Source organism: Suilimivivens aceti (assembly GCF_025567405.1).
Taxonomy (GTDB): Bacteria; Bacillota; Clostridia; order Lachnospirales; family Lachnospiraceae; genus Suilimivivens; species Suilimivivens aceti.
In genome coordinates, this window is sequence record NZ_JAOQKJ010000002.1 from 59,685 (window position 1) to 77,984 (window position 18,300).

Here is an 18,300-nt window from a genome sequence, read left to right on the forward strand (position 1 = left end):
AGTGGAACGTCTGTATTGTATTTTGATCGGCTATGTATTTGGTCTGTTCCAGACAGCCTTTATATATGGAAAGCTGCATGGGATCGACATCAGAAACTATGGAAGCGGAAATGCAGGAACCACCAATACCTTACGTGTATTTGGTACAAAGGCAGGGCTGCTTGTTCTGTTTGGTGACATAATAAAAACCATTCTGGCGGTTGTACTGTGTGGTGCCCTGTTTGGCAAGGCACATCCGGAGGAGCTGTATCTGCTTAAGCTGTATGCGGCAACTGGAGCGATCCTTGGACATAATTTCCCTTTTTATCTTCATTTTAAAGGAGGTAAGGGAATCGCAGCAACGGCAGGCCTGGTACTTTCCTTCCATCCGACCTTTATTCCTGTAGGTGTGGTTCTGTTTTTTGGTGCATTTTTGCTGACGCATTATGTTTCCCTTGGATCACTGCTGGTCTATGCAGGTATTATGATCCAGATGGTAGTAAGCGGACAGATGGGACTGTTCCATACATCGCAGGGGATACTGAATGAAATGTATATCATCACAGCGTTTCTTACGATCATGGCTTATTATAAGCATAGAGAGAATATTAAGCGTCTTCTTAAGGGAGAGGAAAGAAAGACTTATCTGACGAAGAAGAATAAAGAAGCGATCAAATAGTTTATTACATAGAAAGGGTAGGAACCGGAGATATGGCTGAAGTAGGAATCATAGGGGCAGGAAGCTGGGGAACAGCGCTATCCCTGCTTTTGTATAAAAACGGAAATCAGGTAACTGTCTGGTCAGCACTGGAAAATGAGATTCAGATGCTGAAGGAGGAACGGGAGCAGAAGGATAAGCTTCCAGGAGTGAAGCTGCCGGAGGATATGATTTTTACAACCAATCTGGAGGAAGCAATAAAGGGGAAGGATGTGCTTGTGCTTGCAGTACCATCGCCCTTCACCAGAAGTACTTCTGCAAAAATGAAGCCTTATGTAAAGGATGGACAGATCATTGTGAACGTGGCCAAGGGAATCGAGGAGACCACACTGATGACGCTTTCCGAGATCATAGAAGAAGAGATTCCACAGGCAAATGTGGCAGTGCTTTCAGGACCTTCCCATGCGGAAGAGGTAGGAAGAGGACTGCCGACAACGATCGTGGCAGGATCCAAGGATAAGGCGACAGCAGAGTATCTGCAGAATCTGTTTATGAGTGAGGTTTTCCGTGTTTATACCAGCTCAGATGTGCTTGGCATAGAGCTTGGTGCAGCACTTAAAAATGTTGTGGCTCTGGCTGCCGGTATTGCAGACGGACTTGGCTATGGTGATAATACCAAGGCTGCACTGATCACCCGGGGTATTGCTGAGATTGCAAGGCTTGGTATCGTAATGGGCGGAAGGATTGAAACCTTTTACGGGCTGACAGGAATAGGAGATCTGATCGTAACCTGTGCTTCCATGCATTCCAGAAACAGAAGAGCCGGTATCCTGATCGGTAAGGGTGCAACTATGGAAGAAGCCATGGCAGAGGTCAAGATGGTCGTGGAAGGGGTATATTCCGCTAAGGCCGGTTATGCACTTTCTAAAAAGTATCAGGTAAGCATGCCGATCATTGAACAGGTAAACAAGGTACTCTTTGAAGGAGCAAGTGCAGCCGATGCAGTAAAGGAGCTGATGCTCCGTGACAAGAAGGTAGAAAATATTGATCTCAGGAATCTGTATCAGAACAGTGCAGAAATATCCTGGTAGGATAGTGATAACAGAGGGAGGAACCTGCAGGTGAGTGACGAACAGAAAAATGATTTTTGGAGTTCATCATCCAATGATGATTTCTGGAATAAGCCGGTCGGTGATGACTGGTTAAAAAAGGACGAGCCAAAGCCTGAAACAAATGAGCCTTCCTGGAATGAAAACCCGTATTACCAAAGCCATGTCCATGAGGATGAGGTAAAGGGCAGTGTGTTTCATGAGGAAAACACAGACAGTACTTACTGGGACAAGGCAGCAGACAATGTTTACCGTGAACAGAAATCGGACAATATTTATACCGGAGAAGTACCGGAGCAACAGAAGAAAAGAGTACATGTACATACTATTATCTGTCTGATCAGTATATGTATTATGGTATTTGTCATTCTGGCGGTTGCAGCGGCAGCATCTCTTACAAAAAACGTACAGAAAAAGGAAGCACGTGTGGTATCCTACACAGAAGAAAATCTTACTTCGCCGGTATTTGATTATTATGATAACAATACGGTAACACTGGAGAATAACTGTTATACAATCGTAAATCATGATATTTATGCAGGCTTTCCGGAAGACTATTCCCTGATTGCCATTAGGGTAGATGTGGAGAGCAGTGCTTATGTCCAAAATGCCTATGTCATGAAAAACTGTTATATCGGTTACGAAGAGAACGGAACAGTGGAATATAAACAGTCGCTTGGAAGGGATGTTTATTATCCCTATGTGGCTGGATATGGATTTGACAGCAGCAGCTTTCTTTCAGATTACGGATGTGGTAATGGAGCTGATATTACCGGTTATTTTTTCTTCCTGATTCCGGCAGATGTACAGGAAATTACACTGTATATGGAAAAATATGATCTGCAGCATGATACGATAGACAAAATAGAAACGGTTATGTCATGGAACATGGGTGTTCTTCCTTATGATGAGGAAATCCCAGGCAGACTTGCAAAAGAGGGAGGGTATCATTATGAGTAAGGTATTGAAAAACGGGATCACTGTACTGGTTGTTGCAGTCTGTGGCTTTGTCTGCCTGATCGCACTTCTTCTTTATGCATCGGGAGAACTGAAATATGCATCCTACGAGCTTGAGTCTGCTGTGAAGCCGGAGCTGGTTTCTGCTACAGCAGAGCGTATAGACAGTGGGACGCTGAAAAATGTGCGCGATGACAGGGACTATTATAAAGTAAAGCTGATGCTGCAAAATAACAGTAATTATGGATACTGGGACAGCTCACTATATTTCACATATAAGAAGCCAGATAACAGTAACGCCTATATTCAGGAGATGGAGCATACATCAGCCTTTGACAGATGGCAGGATGGACGATACTTCCCGGCAGGGAAGGCGGCTGTCAGTGAACGGATCATAGAAGTTGATAAGGATTGCAGGGAAGTTAAGATTTCCCAACGTGGAGATGATACAGACCCTGTTACAGTACAATTAGAAAAATAAAAGGGAGCAGATAAAACGATGACGATTTTTGATGAATTAAAAGCAAGAGGACTTCTTGCACAGCTTACAGATGAAGAGGAGATCAAGGAGCTGATCAACAATGGAAAGGCCACCTTTTATATCGGGTTTGATCCTACCGCAGATTCTCTTCATGTTGGACATTTCATGGCACTCTGCCTGATGAAGAGACTGCAGATGGCAGGGAATAAGCCAATCGCGCTGATCGGCGGTGGTACCGGTATGATCGGAGATCCTTCCGGAAGAAGTGATATGCGTACTATGATGACACCAGAGACGATCCAGCATAACTGTGACTGCTTCAAGAAGCAGATGAGCCGTTTTATTGATTTCTCAGAGGGCAAGGCCCTGATGGTCAATAATGCAGAATGGCTGATGGATCTGAATTATATTGAATTTCTAAGAGAGGTAGGACCTCACTTCTCAGTTAACAATATGTTGAGAGCGGAGTGCTACAAGCAGAGAATGGAAAAGGGTCTTTCTTTCCTTGAGTTTAACTATATGCTGATGCAGAGCTATGATTTCTATGAACTGTTCCAGAAATACGGCTGCAATATGCAGTTTGGCGGTGATGACCAGTGGAGCAATATGCTTGGCGGAACTGAACTGATCAGAAGAAAGCTTGGTAAGGATGCCTATGCCATGACCATTACCCTGCTTCTGAATTCTGAGGGCAAGAAGATGGGTAAGACACAGAAGGGGGCTGTATGGCTTGATCCAGAGAAGACTTCTCCATTTGAATTCTATCAGTACTGGAGAAATGTGGCAGATGCAGATGTACTTAAGTGTCTGCGTATGCTTACCTTCCTGCCTCTTGAGCAGATTGATGAGATGGATCACTGGGAAGGCAGCCAGCTCAATCAGGCCAAGGAGATCCTGGCTTATGAGCTGACAAACCTTGTGCATGGTGAGGAAGAAGCAAAGAAAGCACAGGAAAGTGCAAGAGCACTGTTTAGTACTGGTGTGGCAGCACAGATGCCCACCTGTGAGCTGACAGATGAGGATATGGCAGATGGAAGCATTGATCTGATCTCTGTACTGTGCAAGGCAGGACTGGTAAATACAAGATCTGAAGGCAGACGTGCTATCGAGCAGGGCGGCGTAACAGTAGGTGAGGACAAGGTGACTGATGTAAAGGCAGCTTATGCAAAGGATGCTTTTGCAGGAGAAGGACTTGTTGTAAAACGTGGAAAGAAGAACTTCCGCAGGATTATTGTGAAATAAGGACAGTATGCAGTATCAGTTAATCAAAAGCAAACGAAAAACGATTGCCATCTCTTTTGACAGGGGTGGCAATCTTGTTGTGAAAGCGCCCTGGTTTGTCAGCGACAGGGAGGTAGAAAGATTTGTGCAGAGCAAGGCGGAATGGATCCTTGCGACAGCAAAACGGCTTGCCATGCAGGAAAAGAAAAAAGAAGCAGTGCGGCTGCAGCTTGTGAACGGAGATCAGCTTCCTTTCCTTGACGAGCATCTGACATTGTCAGTTTTCCGGGAGGAAAGCAGCAGATGCCGGGTAAAGAAGGCAGGAGACAGACTTCTTTTATTTGTTCCCTATGAAGCAGACTATGAGATCAGGAGAATGGCCATAGAAAAATGGTACCGGAAGATGGCTGCGCAGTGGATCAGGGAAAGGGCCGTGTTTTATGCCGGAATGATGCAGGTGAGCTTTTCTGAGATCCACATCAAGGATCAGAGAAGCAGGTGGGGAAGCTGCAGTGGTCTTTCCAACCTGAATTTTTCTTTCCGCCTCATGCTGGCACCTGCAGCTGTGGCAGAGTATGTGGTGATCCATGAGCTGTGCCACCTGCGGTATATGGATCACTCGCAGAGTTTCTGGCAGATGGTCGAAGCCTTCTGTCCGGATTATAAAGTTAGGAAGAAATGGCTGGCAGAACACGGAAATGAACTGTATCTGTTCTGAGCTTCAGCCGGGGGAAATGAATTATGGGTATAATGCAAAATACAGACGGTTACAGACCGGGAGAGGAGTGCAGTCACTGTAAGGGGCGCTGCTGCCGGGAAAAGGGCTGCAGCCTTGCACCCTCCGACTTGGAAAGAGCAATAAAAAAAAGAGGACTTACAGGAAATAAGAGGGAGAAGATTCTTTCTTTTTTACAGGAGGACGGGAATCTGTATGCCATTGACCGGTTTCATCTGGAGGGAAAAGAGATCTACTATATGAGAATACGGCATCATGCCTATACCTTTGTCGGAGAGGATGCCATAGGGATCTGTGCTGCACTGACTGCTGCCGGCTGCATATTATCAGAAGAGGACAGACCAAAGGGCGGCAGGTATCTGGAAAGCAGACCGGATGGCCACTGTATCCAGCATTACGGGGCAGATGAGATGGCAGAGGACTGGCTGCCTTACCAGGAGAGCCTTTCTTCCATATACTGGGAATACTTTCAGAAGTTTAAAGAGGATGGCACCTTTGATAAGTGCGATGAGGAATATTTCAGATTCCTGAGGACATTCAGGGAAGGAAGCGTTTTCTGAGTTCTTAAATGATACCAATCTTGACAGCAGACAGATTTATTTGATGAACCTTAAGCACAAAGAATAAAGCTGAATATTCTGTTCATAAAACAAACACCCCTTTCATACATTTAAATAAATATGGAAGGGGTTTATTATATGGATAATCAAAGGGATTATGATTTATACAGGGACATACAGACGAGATGCAACGGGGAGATTTACATAGGTGTGGTGGGACCTGTGCGGACAGGAAAATCAACCTTTATCAAGAGGTTCATGGATCTGCTTGTCCTGCCTCATATAGAGGATGAATTTGAACGGGAACGTGCAAATGATGAATTGCCACAGAGCGCTGGAGGCAAGACGATCACGACAACGGAACCCAAATTTATCCCAAAGGAGGCAGCAAGTATTTCCCTTGGGGAAGGGGCACAGGCCAGGGTACGTTTGATCGACTGTGTGGGATATATGGTAGAAGGTGCTGCAGGCCATATGGAAAACGGGGAAGAGAGGATGGTGAAGACACCATGGAGTGAGGAAGAGATCCCCTTTACGCAGGCGGCTGAAACGGGTACAAGAAAGGTAATCGCAGATCATTCCAGTGTTGGGATCGTGGTGACCTGTGACGGCAGCTTTACTGAGATCGGAAGACAGCAGTATGAACCGGCAGAGGAGCGTACGGTACGGGAACTGAAGAAGCTGAACAAACCCTTTATCGTACTTTTGAATACCACAAAGCCTTATAGCGAAGAAACAGGGAAGCTGGCAGAAGTTCTTTCTGAAAAGTATCAGGTATCTGTGCTGCCTGTAAATTGTGAACAGTTAAAAAAAGAAGATATTCGGCAGATTCTTGAAAAGCTGCTCTGTGAATTTCCACTTACAGTTATGGAATTTTATATGCCGAAGTGGGTGGAAATGCTGGAGAGGGATCACCCCCTTAAGGTACAGCTTGTAGAAAAGGTCAGAGAGGTCATGAAGGAATACACCTGCATCCGGGATGTACTGCAGAGGCCGGTTTCCATTAAAGGAGATTTTGTCAGAAAATGTAAGATGGATCAGGTAGGAATGGCAGACGGCTGCGTAAGAATCTATATTGATGTGGATGATGCTTGCTATTTTGAGATGCTGAGCAGTCTGGTAGGAGAAGACATTCACAATGAATACCAGCTTTTATCAACACTGAAAGAAATGGCGGCTATGAAAAAAGAGTATTCCAGGGTTCTGAGTGCGGTGATGTCAGTGAGACAAAAAGGATATGGCGTTGTTATGCCACAGAGAGAAGAAATCCTGTTAGATAAACCGGAGCTGATCCGGCATGGCAACAAGTTTGGTGTAAAGATCCGGGCAGAGAGCCCGAGCATCCATATGATCCGTGCCAACATTGAAACAGAGATCTCTCCGATCGTAGGAAGTGAGGAACAGGCAAAGGATCTGATACGGTATATTTCCGAGTCCGAAACCGGAAAGGAAGGCATCTGGGAAACCAACATTTTCGGAAAAACAGTAGAACAGCTTGTAAATGACGGTATTACCGGGAAGCTGACGATGATCGGTGAAGAAAGTCAGGTGAAGCTGCAGGAGACCATGCAGAAGATCGTGAACGATTCCAACGGAGGCATGGTGTGCATTATTATCTGAGAAGAACAGGGACTGCCCGGAACAGCAGTCCCTGTTTTTGCAAATATCATTCAACATTTTTTCGGCAAATCAGGCAGAAGACAGTACTTTTTTGCTAGTGTTAAGAAGCTGTAAAGACCTGTCAAAAGGGTGCTTCGTTGGTTGAAGCAAATGCCGTTTTGTGATAGAATTAATAAGTAATTAGAAAATGAATGGAGGGTTCCTTTATGAATCAGACATACCAGAAACTCCTTGACTGTTACGAAAGTGTACGGGCAAGGATTCCTTTTATTCCAAGAGTTGCACTTGTTCTTGGATCAGGTCTTGGCAATTATGCAGATGCTATTGATGTCAAAGGTGAAATCAGATATTGTGAAATTAAAGATTTTCCTGTTTCTACAGTACCCGGACATGAGGGAAAGTTTATTTTCGGTTATGTAGGACAGGTTCCTGTTGTATGCATGAAGGGAAGAATCCATTATTATGAAGGATATCCGATTTCAGATGTGGTACTTCCAACCAGATTGATGAAGATGATGGGCGCTGAAATTTTGTTTCTTACCAATGCATCCGGTGGAATTAATCCTGCTTTTGGAGCAGGGGATTTTATGCTGATTAAAGATCATATTTCCTGTTTTGCTCCTAATCCGCTTGTAGGTCCTAATATTGATGAGCTGGGACTCAGATTTCCAGATATGAGTACGATTTACAATAAAAAGCTGCAGCAGAAGATCAGAGAAGCTGCAGGTATACATAATATAGCACTGAAGGAAGGGGTTTACGCACAGCTTACCGGACCTTCCTTTGAGTCACCTGCAGAGATCCGGATGCTGAGGGCACTTGGGGCAGATGCAGTTGGCATGAGTACAGCGGTAGAAGCAATCGCAGGAAATCATATGGGAATGAAGGTATGTGGGATTTCCTGTATCTCCAATCTTGCAGCCGGTATGACAGACCAGCCTCTGACGCATGAAGAAGTTCAGGAAGCTGCAGATATTGCAGCACCCCTGTTCAAAAAGCTGATCACGGAATCATTGATGCTGTTTTAAGGATGGGATGAAAATGGAAAAAGTACAGTGTGAAGACCCGGATCAGGACAGGCTTCCTGTAGAGGAATTGATAGGGAAGGCACTTGCAGCCAGAAAAAATGCGTACACACCTTATTCCCACTTTCAGGTAGGAGCAGCACTTCTGACAGAACGTGGACAGATATATACAGGATGCAACATTGAAAATGCAGCTTATGGACCAACCATCTGTGCAGAACGTTGTGCCATCTTTAAGGCAGTAAGTGAAGGGGAACATTCCCTGAAGGCGATTGCCATTGCAGGAGGAAACGAAAAGGAAACAGATATGCTGAGCGGATATGCATTCCCGTGTGGTGTCTGCAGACAGGTCATGCGTGAATTTGCAAAGGATGCTGCATTTAAGGTGATCGTAGCAAGGAATATAACAGATTTTCAGATTTTCAGCCTGGAGGAGCTTTTGCCAAACAGCTTTGGACCGGAGAATCTGTCAGCTAAAGAATTGGAGGGAGGCACGGAATGAACATTCGTTTTTTTAACGCCAGGATCCTCACCATGGAAGAAGGAAGGAAAATCTTTTCCGGAGAGGTATGGGTGAGTGGTGATCGTATCCTGTATGTGGGAGAGGGCAGAAGCAACGATGATATCTTTCAGGAGCTTAAGATACCTGTGATTATCTGGGATCGCGAAATTGACTGTAATGGTAATCTGCTGATGCCGGGATTCAAGGATGCACATACGCATTCAGGAATGACCCTGCTGAGATCCTTTGCAGATGACCTGCCGCTTGACCAGTGGCTGAATCAGCAGATCTTTCCGGTGGAAGCACTTTTGACCGGAGATGAGATTGGTGAGCTGACGAAGCTTGCCGTACTGGAATACCTGACAAGTGGTATTACAGCGGTTTTTGATATGTATCTGACACCGGATACAATATTTGAAGCCTTTGATTCCATGGGAATGAGAGGCGTACAGGTTGGCGGCGTTAACAATTTCAGCCAGTCAGTGGAGGCACTGGAGGACTGGTATGTAAGACTGAATAATAAAAGTCCGCTGCAGTCCTTTAAGCTTGGATTTCATGCTGAATATACCTGTTCAAAGGAGCTGCTGCTGAAGATCGCAGAGCTTTCCCATAAATATCAGGCGCCGGTGTATACCCATTTATGTGAAACGAAGGCTGAGGTAGAGGGATGCAGGGATCGGTATGGGATGACACCGGCTGCATTTCTGGATTCCATTGGCATGTTTGATTACGGCGGAGGCGGTTACCATCTGGTACACATGTCAGAAGAAGATATTGAAGTATTAAAAAAACGAAAGCTGTATGCGATATCCAATCCGGGTTCCAATACCAAGCTGGCCAGTGGAACAGCGCCGATCAGCAGGTATCTGAAGGAAGGAATACCTGTAGCACTCGGAACAGATGGACCGGCAAGCAATAACTGTCTTGATATGTTCAGGGAGATGTTCCTGGTAACAGGGCTTGCCAAGCTGAAGGAGGAGGATGCAGCAGCCGTTGATGCGATGGAGGTTCTGAAAATGGCGACAGTGAACGGGGCTCATGCCATGGGACTTCCGGATGCAGATGTGCTTGCCAGAGGGAAACTGGCAGATATGATACTGATCGATCTGGATCAGCCTAATATGAGGCCATTTAACAATATTTCCAAGAATATAGTTTACAGTGGAAGCAAGATAAATGTAAAATTAACTATGATCGGCGGAAAGATCCTCTATGAAAATGGAGTGTTTCAGACAGCGGAGGGTCCGGCTGCCATCTATGAGAGAGCAGAAGAGATCATAAAGGACAAGAAACAGAAAATTTCAAAAAATGTGTTGTGATATAAGGAGGGAAAAGCCATGAATAATCAGGAAATAAACAAAACACAGGGGAAAAAAGCAAATACGATGCATTCATTAAAAATGAAAATCTTCTTACTGGTATTTATTGCCATCATATTTGCCATAGGTCTTTGCCTGCTGATGATCGTTCCAAAATCAAAGAATAATCTTGAGACGGTTATTGAAAATTATATGAAGGATATTACTGTTGTCGAAGGCGAAAATCTGGACAGGGAGCTGGCAAGTGAAGGAGCTGATACAGTTCTTTCCGCAGAAGCGCTGCAGGACGATCTTAAAGGCATTTCGATCAGTGGGATGCCATCAAGCTACGCTTATATTTTTTCAGGGACAGACGGCACCATGCTGTATCATCCGACAGCAGACAAGATCGGCCTTCCGGTAGAGAATGTAGCGGCAAAGCAGCTTCTTACAGAGATCGGAGAGGGAAAGAAACCAGAGCCTTCCGTAATTGAGTATGAGTTTAAGGGAAAACAGAAATATGCAGCTTATTATATAGGAAATGAAGCAGCGTTTGTCCTGATCATTACAGCCGATGGAGATGAGGTATTTGCAAGTCTGAATGAAACTACAAATTACAGTCTGATAGGAGCACTTGTACTGATCCTCGTCTGCAGTGTATTTACCTTTTTCATAACTTCACTGATGTTCAGACCGATTGGCGTGATTACCAGAGTGATAAATAAAATCTCAGATATGGATTTCAGGGAAAATGATGATCAGAAGCATATGCTGAAGCAGAAAGATGAAACAGGCATAATGGGACATGCAGTCAATACTCTGCGTCTGGAACTGATTGATATTGCAAAGCAGATCAAGGGAAAAAGCCAGGAATTATATGAATCTTCTGAAGCACTCAGCACAGGGACAAGTGAAACAGTTACAGCAGTGGAACAGGTAGAAAATGCGATCACAGAAATTGCCAAGGGCGCAACCTCCCAGGCGCAGGAAACGCAGTCAGCATCTGAAAATGTGGTTTTAATGGGGAACATGATCGAAGAAGCCAATACAGAGGTTGAAAATCTCCGTACCAATGCAAGAGCCATGCGTGATGCCGGAAATTCTGCAGTTACCATTCTGAAAGAGCTTGGACAGATCAATCAGCAGACAAAGGATGCTATGGAAGTGATCTATAAACAGACAAATGTAACCAATGAGTCTGCACAGAAGATCAAAGAGGCGACAGAGATCATTACGGATATCGCAGAAGAAACTAATCTGCTTTCCTTAAACGCATCTATTGAAGCTGCAAGAGCCGGTGAACAGGGACGGGGCTTTGCTGTAGTAGCAGCCCAGATCCAGAAGCTGGCAGAGCAGTCCAATGAGTCTGCAAGACAGATCGAAGCGATCATTAATACGCTGATCGAGGAATCAGAAAAGTCTGTAGACACGATGAAGAACGTAAAGGAAGTTATTGATAAGCAGGATGTCAATGTAACAAATACACAGGATGCGTTTAATAAGGTTAAGGACGGAATAGACCGTTCTGTAGAAGGAATCCGTGAGATTGCGAAACGGACAGCCGGACTTGATGAAGCAAGGATCAAGGTTGTGGATATTGTCCAGAATCTGACGGCCATTGCAGAGGAAAACGCTGCAAGTACAGAGGAAACATCAGCATCTGCAGAGGAAGTCAATGCTGTTATCAGCAATATTGCTGCAAATGCCAATAATCTGCATGAAATTGCTGTCAGTCTGGAAGATTGTGTAAAAATGTTTATCTTTGAATAATGCAAGGTAAAAAATATGGGTTATCTTATGTTTCTGGCAGTAATTGTTTTGTTTTTTCTGCTCCTGATCACCAGAACATATCTGCAGAGCCGCAGAGAAGAAAAAGAATATAGGGATCGCATTTTATATCATTTTGGTGAACAGCCCCCGGAAAAGGTCAGTGCTGCCAGAAAGCAGAAAATCGCAGATGGCTATAAACGAAGGAACAGGGAGTTTTATATAGACGATATTACCTGGAAAGATCTTCAGATGGATGAGGTCTATGACCGGCTTGCTTTTGTGGAAACACAGGCCGGAGAAGAGTCTCTTTATGAAATTCTGAGAACACCATTGACAGATCCTGAGCTTCTTGCACAGAGGGAATTGCAGATCCGTTATTTTCAGGAACATCCAAGGGAAAGGGCAGCATGCCAGATGTTATTTCACAGGCTGTCAGTAAAGAAATGCTCCCGTTCTCTGTATGAACAGCTGGAGCAGCTTGAGAAAGCACCGGAGCAGAAGGCTGTATCCGAGTATCTGGCAGTGTGGCTTGTGTTTTTTTCTGTGATTATGATCCTGTGGAATTTTCCGGTTGGAATCTGCATGATGGTGGCAGTCTGCATCTATAATATTTTGTCGTATTTTAAAAGGAAAGCAGCGATCACGCCTTACATCAGCTGCTTTTCGTATCTGATTTTATTTGTGAAGCAGGCAGAAAAATTTCCACAGCTTACAGGACCGTGGCAGGGAGATATAAATAAACTTACAAACATTGTAAATAAGCTGCAGAGGCTGAAAAGAGGAGCCTTTCTTCTGCCTGAAGGAAATATCAGAAGTTCATCTGATCCCTTTTCTGTTTTGCTTGATTATATAAATATGCTGCTGCATATGGATCTGCTGTTTTTTTATCACAGAAAAAAACAGATTCTTATGTACAAGGAAGAAGCTGCAGAGCTGATCCGTATTACGGGAAAGATAGAAGCATTCATAGCGATCGTGGCATTTCGGGCAGGCAACAGCGGAAATTGTATTCCGGAATACCAGGAGAAGGGGATCATGGCAGAGGGACTTTATCATCCGCTGCTGAAGAAGCCGGTAGTAAATGACATGAATACCACTGACTGCGTACTGATCACAGGCTCCAATGCTTCAGGAAAGTCTACTTTTTTAAGAACGGCTGCAATCAATGTCCTGCTGGCACAGACAGTTCATACCTGCATGGCCAAAGCATTTGCAGCTCCCTGTTACAGACTGTATACCTCAATTTCTATCAGTGATGATCTTCTGAACGGGGAAAGCACTTATGTTGCGGAGATCAGGGCGCTGAAGAGAATAATAGATGCAGCAGAAGTAAAGGGAACACCCGTTATTGCATTTACAGATGAGATTTTGAGAGGGACAAATACTGTGGAGAGGATAGCAGCAGCTGCCCAGATCCTGAAATATCTGAAGGAAGAGGGTGTATTTTGCTTTGCCGCAACACATGATGTAGAGCTGACTGTGCTTTTGCAGAAGGAATATCATAATTATCATTTCGTAGAAGTGGTAGAAAATGGAGAAGTGATCTTCCCATATCAGCTAAAGGAGGGACGTGTCAGATCAAGAAATGCGATCAGACTGCTGGCAGGAATGGGATATGACAAAAAAATAACAGAAACAGCTGAAAAGATGGCTTCTGATTTTCTTGAAAAAGGAGTCTGGTCATGCTAAAATAAAAAGCAGTTGAGAAAGGCGGTAGACATGAATAATCTGATTTTATTTTTTAATTCCTTTATGTCTTATTTTTTATTACTGCTTCTGATAGCAGCAATCGTAGGAGTGGCAATTTTCATCGGCATTAAGCTCCGCAAAAGTAAAAACGAAAAAGAAAAGGATGTACAGGATAGTGTACAAACCCCTTAAAAGTGTTCAGCCAATGAACACTTTTTCTATACTATACGTGCGTAAAAAAGCTGCAAAGGATAGTTCCCTGGCAGAAATGTGCACAGGAAAAGAGGAGAGATATGCTTAATTTACAGGTAGCAGACAGAATGAAGGAATATGAGGAAGGAATCTTCCAGCTTCTGGATGAAAAGAAGGCGGAAGTAGAAAAGACAGGGAAAAAGGTATATAACCTTTCCGTTGGTACACCGGATTTTCCACCGTCAGAACGCATTATGAAAGCTGTAGAAGAAGCAGCCAGAAAGCCGGAAAACTACAAATATTCCCTGAAAGAGATCCCGGAACTGAAGCAGGCACTGATAGAGCGTTACCGGACAAGATATCAGGTAGAACTGAAGGAAGCTGAATTTACAGCCGTTTACGGATCTCAGGAAGGAATTGCCCATATTGCGCTGGCATACTGTAATCCGGGAGATGTTGTGCTGGTTCCGGATCCGGGATATCCGATCTTTTCCATAGGACCATCCCTTGCCATGGCAGATGTAAGAACCTATCCTCTGCTGAAAGAGAATGATTATCTGCCAGATCTGAAAGGAATGGATCCTGAATTATTAAAGAAGACAAAGATGATGATCGTTTCCTATCCGTTAAACCCGATCTGCAGGATCGCACCGGACAGCTTTTATGATGAGCTGATTCCCTGGGCAAAGGAGAATAATATCATTATCGTTCATGATAATGCTTATTCTGATATTGTATATGATGGACACGTTGGCAAGTCTATCCTTTCTCATGAAGGGGCAAAGGATATCTGTGTAGAATTTTACTCTCTGTCAAAGAGCTTTAATTATACAGGCGCAAGAATGGGATTCATTGTGGGAAATGAATTCCTGGTACAGACATTTAAGAAGCTCAGGTCACAGATCGATTATGGTGCATTTCTTCCGGTGCAGTACGGTGCGGTAGCAGCCCTTACCGGCAGTGATGAAGAAGTAAAGGCACAGTGTGCTGAGTATCAGAAGAGAAGAGATGCTCTCTGCAGCGGGCTTCGTTCGATAGGCTGGTATATCGAGGACAGTGAGGGCAGTATGTTTGCCTGGGCAGCCATTCCAGAAGGCTATACGGATGATGTCAGCTTTGTTATGGAGCTGCTTGAAAGGGCAGGTGTCTTATGTACACCGGGAAGCAGCTTCGGAAAACGGGGAAAGGGACATGTACGCTTTGCATTGACCATGCCTGTTGAAAGGATAAAGGAAGCGGTAAAAGCGATTGAAAACAGCGGTATGATCAGAAAATAACAGATAAAAGGGGATGAAAGCAACAGATGAGTATTGAAACAGAGGAAAAACTGGAGGCTTCTGCACTGGATGAAGCATACAGACCAAAGAGAGATGTTAAGGTCATCAAAAAGGATGGCAGCCTGGAAGCGTTCCATGTACAGAAGGTTATTGATGCGGTTGGAAAGAGTGCTTACCGCGCCCTGACCAAATTCACGGAAGAAGAAAAAAAGCATATCTGCCAGTATGTGATCGATAAAGTAGATGAACTGGAAGAGGACAGGATCCCCATTCCGATCATGCATAATATCGTAGAGAGTGCCCTGGAGGATGTGAAGCCTATTGTAGCAAAGAGCTACCGGGATTACCGTAACTATAAGCAGGATTTTGTAAGGATGATGGATGATGTCTATAAAAAGAGTCAGTCCATTATGTATGTCGGTGATAAAGAAAATGCCAATACCGACAGTGCACTGGTTTCAACCAAGAGAAGTCTGATCTTCAATCAGTTTAACAAAGAGCTGTATCAGAAGTTCTTTATGACCACAGAAGAGATCCAGGCCTGCAGGGATGGCTATATCTATGTCCATGATATGTCTGCAAGAAGAGATACCATGAACTGCTGTCTTTTTGATGTGGCAAGCGTACTGACAGGCGGCTTTGAAATGGGAAATATCTGGTATAATGAGCCAAAGACACTGGATGTTGCCTTTGACGTGATCGGTGATATCGTCTTAAGTGCAGCCAGCCAGCAATATGGCGGTTTCACAGTTCCGGAAGTAGATAAGATCCTGGAGCCGTATGCAGAGAAGACCTATCATAAGAGCCTTGAAAAGTATAAAAGACTGGGAATTGATGAAGAAAGTGCAGAAGCAGAGGCTTATGCAGATGTAAAAAGAGAGTTCGAGCAGGGCTTCCAGGGCTGGGAGTATAAGTTTAATACAGTAGCCAGCAGCCGTGGAGATTATCCATTTATTACAGTAACTGCAGGAATCGGTACAGGCAGATTTGCAAAGCTTGCTACAATCTCCCTGTTGAATGTCCGCAGAAAGGGACAGGGGAAAAAGGATTGTAAAAAACCGGTGCTTTTCCCGAAAATTGTATTCCTTTATGATGAAAATCTTCATGGTCCCGGAAAGGAGCTTGAGGATGTGTTTGAGGCTGGGGTGAAATGTTCTGCCAAAACCATGTATCCTGACTGGCTTTCCCTTACTGGAAAAGGTTATATTGCCAGTATGTATAAGCAGTACGGAAAGGTTATTTCTCCCATGGGCTGTCGTGCTTTTCTGTCTCCCTGGTATGAGAGAGGCGGTATGCATCCGGCAGATGAAAATGATGTGCCTGTATTTGTGGGAAGATTCAATATCGGTGCCGTGTCCCTGCATCTTCCGATGATCCTTGCCAAATCAAGGCAGGAAGGAAGGGACTTTTACGAGGTTCTTGATTATTACCTGAACCTGATCAGACAGCTTCATATCAGAACCTATGCTTACCTTGGAGAAATGAGGGCGTCCACTAATCCGCTTGCTTACTGTGAAGGTGGATTCCTTGGCGGACATCTGAAGCTGACAGACAAGATTAAGCCGATCCTGAAAACAGCGACAGCAAGCTTTGGCATTACTGCGTTTAATGAACTGCAGGAGCTTTATAATGGGAAATCTCTGGTAGAGGACGGGGCATTTGCACTGGAGGTGCTGGAGTATATTAATGAAAGGATCAATGAATTTAAAGAAGAGGATGGCAATCTCTATGCCATCTACGGAACACCGGCAGAGAGTCTCTGCGGTCTTCAGGTGAAGCAGTTCCGTGCCAAGTATGGCATTATCGAAGGCGTTTCTGACAGGGAATATGTTTCTAACAGCTTTCACTGCCATGTGACTGAAGATATTACACCGATCCAGAAGCAGGATCTGGAATACCGTTTTTGGGAATTATCCAATGGCGGTAAGATCCAGTATGTGAAGTATCCAATTGATTACAATATAGAAGCGATCAAAACCCTGATCCGCAGGGCAATGGAAATGGGATTTTATGAAGGAGTAAATCTTTCACTGGCATACTGTGATGATTGCGGGCATCAGGAGCTTGAAATGGATGTATGTCCTAAATGCGGCAGCAAGAATCTGACAAAAATAGAGAGAATGAATGGTTATCTTTCCTATTCCAGAGTACATGGGGATACCAGACTGAATGAGGCAAAAATGGCAGAAATTTCAGAAAGGAAGAGCATGTAGGGAATGAGATATCACAATATTACGAAAGACGATATGCTGAATGGTGACGGTCTGCGGGTTGTATTGTGGGTAGCGGGCTGTTCCCATTGCTGCAAGGACTGCCAGAATCCGATCACCTGGGATCCAAACGGTGGAATCCCGTTTGATGAGGCAGCAAAGCAGGAGATCTTTGACCAGCTTGATAAGCCCTATATTTCCGGGATTACCTTTTCTGGAGGAGATCCGCTGCATTCAGCAAACCGGCTTGAGGTAAGGAACCTCATGGCCGAGATACGGGAGAAATATCCGGATAAGACGATATGGCTCTATACAGGAGATCTATGGGAAAATGTGCTTCATTATGCCATGATGCAATATATTGATGTCCTGGTAGACGGAGAATTTATGGCAGATAAAAAGGATGTGAAGCTTCTCTGGAAAGGAAGCAGTAACCAAAGAGTGATCGATGTACAAAAAAGTTTAAAACAGACAGATCCAGTGATCCCGGTTCTGCATTGTGGAGATTACAGCTATGGAAACCATTAAAATCAAATATTTTACAGACAAAATTGAAAAACTGACCTACATTGACGGCAAATCTGACTGGATCGATCTTCGGGCAGCGGAGTCGGTGGATTTGAAAAAGGGAGAATTTAAACTGATCCCTCTTGGTGTTGCCATGGAGCTGCCAAAGGGTTATGAGGCGCATATTGTGCCAAGAAGCTCAACTTTTAAGAATTTCGGGATTATCCAGACTAATCATCAGGGTGTGATTGACAGTTCTTATTGTGGGGACAATGATGAATGGAAAATGCCGGTTTATGCTATGAGAGATACACATATTGAAGTGAATGACAGGATCTGCCAGTTCCGTATTATGGAAAATCAGCCAAAGATCCAGTTTGAAGAGGTAAAAGCGCTTACCGGTGTGGACAGAGGCGGCTTTGGCACAACAGGAAAGCAATAAAAAATGAAAAAATGAGTATAAAAGGACTTCTTTTGCCACATAATGGTGAGGTAATCAGTATGTGCGT

The 18,300-nt window shown here is 44.3% G+C and carries 18 protein-coding genes; all 18 read left to right on the plus strand.

Annotation, left to right across the window (positions count from 1 at the left end; genetic code table 11):
* The first annotated feature begins 1 nt into the window (after position 1).
* The 18 genes from plsY to OCV77_RS02100 all read left to right on the plus strand — a co-directional run bounded on the left by plsY (position 2) and on the right by OCV77_RS02100 (position 18,233).
* Positions 2-658, plus strand: coding sequence for a glycerol-3-phosphate 1-O-acyltransferase PlsY (plsY, locus tag OCV77_RS02015; protein ID WP_118797063.1), 657 nt, complete (start codon positions 2-4; stop codon positions 656-658).
* A gap of 32 nt (positions 659-690) precedes the next feature.
* The gene (locus OCV77_RS02020) at positions 691-1,728 is read left to right on the plus strand and encodes an NAD(P)H-dependent glycerol-3-phosphate dehydrogenase (protein WP_118797062.1); all 1,038 of its coding nucleotides are present in this window, start codon (positions 691-693) and stop codon (positions 1,726-1,728) included.
* A gap of 30 nt (positions 1,729-1,758) precedes the next feature.
* Positions 1,759-2,706, plus strand: a complete 948-nt coding sequence (locus tag OCV77_RS02025; RefSeq protein ID WP_262572900.1) for a hypothetical protein — start codon at positions 1,759-1,761, stop codon at positions 2,704-2,706.
* A complete protein-coding gene (locus OCV77_RS02030) occupies positions 2,699-3,184 on the plus strand; it encodes a hypothetical protein (RefSeq protein WP_118797060.1) in 486 nt (161 codons plus the stop codon). The genes OCV77_RS02025 and OCV77_RS02030 overlap by 8 nt, the downstream gene beginning before the upstream one ends.
* Positions 3,185-3,202: 18 nt before the next feature.
* Positions 3,203-4,426, plus strand: a complete 1,224-nt coding sequence (gene tyrS / locus OCV77_RS02035; RefSeq protein WP_262572904.1) for a tyrosine--tRNA ligase — start codon at positions 3,203-3,205, stop codon at positions 4,424-4,426.
* Positions 4,427-4,433: 7 nt separating this feature from the next.
* Positions 4,434-5,123: a M48 family metallopeptidase gene (locus OCV77_RS02040; protein WP_262572907.1), complete on the plus strand. Its 690-nt coding sequence runs from the start codon at positions 4,434-4,436 to the stop codon at positions 5,121-5,123.
* Positions 5,124-5,146: 23 nt separating this feature from the next.
* Positions 5,147-5,701 carry a hypothetical protein gene (locus tag OCV77_RS02045; RefSeq protein WP_262572909.1) on the plus strand — a complete coding sequence of 185 codons (555 nt, stop codon included), beginning with the start codon at positions 5,147-5,149 and terminating at the stop codon, positions 5,699-5,701.
* 138 nt (positions 5,702-5,839) lie between these two features.
* Entirely contained in the window at positions 5,840-7,321 is a 1,482-nt protein-coding gene (gene spoIVA, locus OCV77_RS02050) for a stage IV sporulation protein A (RefSeq protein ID WP_262572913.1), read from the plus strand.
* A 206-nt stretch (positions 7,322-7,527) separates the two neighbouring features.
* A complete protein-coding gene (locus OCV77_RS02055; protein ID WP_262572916.1) occupies positions 7,528-8,349 on the plus strand; it encodes a purine-nucleoside phosphorylase in 822 nt (273 codons plus the stop codon).
* A 13-nt stretch (positions 8,350-8,362) separates the two neighbouring features.
* On the plus strand, positions 8,363-8,848 hold the full coding sequence (gene cdd / locus OCV77_RS02060) for a cytidine deaminase (protein WP_118797051.1): 486 nt from the start codon (positions 8,363-8,365) through the stop codon (positions 8,846-8,848).
* On the plus strand, positions 8,845-10,167 hold the full coding sequence (locus tag OCV77_RS02065) for an amidohydrolase family protein (protein ID WP_262572919.1): 1,323 nt from the start codon (positions 8,845-8,847) through the stop codon (positions 10,165-10,167). The genes cdd and OCV77_RS02065 overlap by 4 nt, the downstream gene beginning before the upstream one ends.
* Positions 10,168-10,185: 18 nt before the next feature.
* Complete coding sequence (locus tag OCV77_RS02070; RefSeq protein ID WP_262572922.1) at positions 10,186-11,916, plus strand: methyl-accepting chemotaxis protein; 1,731 nt, start codon at positions 10,186-10,188, stop codon at positions 11,914-11,916.
* 15 nt (positions 11,917-11,931) lie between these two features.
* A complete protein-coding gene (locus OCV77_RS02075; RefSeq protein ID WP_262572925.1) occupies positions 11,932-13,605 on the plus strand; it encodes a MutS-related protein in 1,674 nt (557 codons plus the stop codon).
* Between the two features lie 30 nt (positions 13,606-13,635).
* Positions 13,636-13,797, plus strand: coding sequence for a hypothetical protein (locus OCV77_RS02080; protein ID WP_262572927.1), 162 nt, complete (start codon positions 13,636-13,638; stop codon positions 13,795-13,797).
* A gap of 101 nt (positions 13,798-13,898) precedes the next feature.
* Positions 13,899-15,074, plus strand: a complete 1,176-nt coding sequence (locus OCV77_RS02085; RefSeq protein ID WP_262572931.1) for an aminotransferase class I/II-fold pyridoxal phosphate-dependent enzyme — start codon at positions 13,899-13,901, stop codon at positions 15,072-15,074.
* A gap of 26 nt (positions 15,075-15,100) precedes the next feature.
* Positions 15,101-17,287 carry an anaerobic ribonucleoside-triphosphate reductase gene (gene nrdD / locus OCV77_RS02090; protein WP_262572933.1) on the plus strand — a complete coding sequence of 729 codons (2,187 nt, stop codon included), beginning with the start codon at positions 15,101-15,103 and terminating at the stop codon, positions 17,285-17,287.
* Positions 17,288-17,290: 3 nt separating this feature from the next.
* Positions 17,291-17,812 (plus strand): anaerobic ribonucleoside-triphosphate reductase activating protein, encoded by a 522-nt coding sequence (nrdG, locus tag OCV77_RS02095; protein WP_262572936.1) that lies wholly within the window; start codon positions 17,291-17,293, stop codon positions 17,810-17,812.
* Positions 17,799-18,233: a dUTP diphosphatase gene (locus tag OCV77_RS02100; protein WP_118797044.1), complete on the plus strand. Its 435-nt coding sequence runs from the start codon at positions 17,799-17,801 to the stop codon at positions 18,231-18,233. The genes nrdG and OCV77_RS02100 overlap by 14 nt, the downstream gene beginning before the upstream one ends.
* Positions 18,234-18,300 lie beyond the last annotated feature (67 nt).

Bases quoted from the DNA above. Each gene is read 5' to 3' on its own strand.
- OCV77_RS02020 (WP_118797062.1), top strand. From the start codon at position 691: ATGGCTGAAGTAGGAATCATAGGGGCAGGAAGCTGGGGAACAGCGCTA.
- OCV77_RS02030 (WP_118797060.1), top strand. From the start codon at position 2,699: ATGAGTAAGGTATTGAAAAACGGGATCACTGTACTGGTTGTTGCAGTC.
- tyrS (WP_262572904.1), top strand. From the start codon at position 3,203: ATGACGATTTTTGATGAATTAAAAGCAAGAGGACTTCTTGCACAGCTT.
- OCV77_RS02040 (WP_262572907.1), top strand. From the start codon at position 4,434: ATGCAGTATCAGTTAATCAAAAGCAAACGAAAAACGATTGCCATCTCT.
- OCV77_RS02045 (WP_262572909.1), top strand. From the start codon at position 5,147: ATGGGTATAATGCAAAATACAGACGGTTACAGACCGGGAGAGGAGTGC.
- spoIVA (WP_262572913.1), top strand. From the start codon at position 5,840: ATGGATAATCAAAGGGATTATGATTTATACAGGGACATACAGACGAGA.
- OCV77_RS02055 (WP_262572916.1), top strand. From the start codon at position 7,528: ATGAATCAGACATACCAGAAACTCCTTGACTGTTACGAAAGTGTACGG.
- cdd (WP_118797051.1), top strand. From the start codon at position 8,363: ATGGAAAAAGTACAGTGTGAAGACCCGGATCAGGACAGGCTTCCTGTA.
- OCV77_RS02065 (WP_262572919.1), top strand. From the start codon at position 8,845: ATGAACATTCGTTTTTTTAACGCCAGGATCCTCACCATGGAAGAAGGA.
- OCV77_RS02070 (WP_262572922.1), top strand. From the start codon at position 10,186: ATGAATAATCAGGAAATAAACAAAACACAGGGGAAAAAAGCAAATACG.
- OCV77_RS02075 (WP_262572925.1), top strand. From the start codon at position 11,932: ATGGGTTATCTTATGTTTCTGGCAGTAATTGTTTTGTTTTTTCTGCTC.
- OCV77_RS02080 (WP_262572927.1), top strand. From the start codon at position 13,636: ATGAATAATCTGATTTTATTTTTTAATTCCTTTATGTCTTATTTTTTA.
- OCV77_RS02085 (WP_262572931.1), top strand. From the start codon at position 13,899: ATGCTTAATTTACAGGTAGCAGACAGAATGAAGGAATATGAGGAAGGA.
- nrdD (WP_262572933.1), top strand. From the start codon at position 15,101: ATGAGTATTGAAACAGAGGAAAAACTGGAGGCTTCTGCACTGGATGAA.
- nrdG (WP_262572936.1), top strand. From the start codon at position 17,291: ATGAGATATCACAATATTACGAAAGACGATATGCTGAATGGTGACGGT.
- OCV77_RS02100 (WP_118797044.1), top strand. From the start codon at position 17,799: ATGGAAACCATTAAAATCAAATATTTTACAGACAAAATTGAAAAACTG.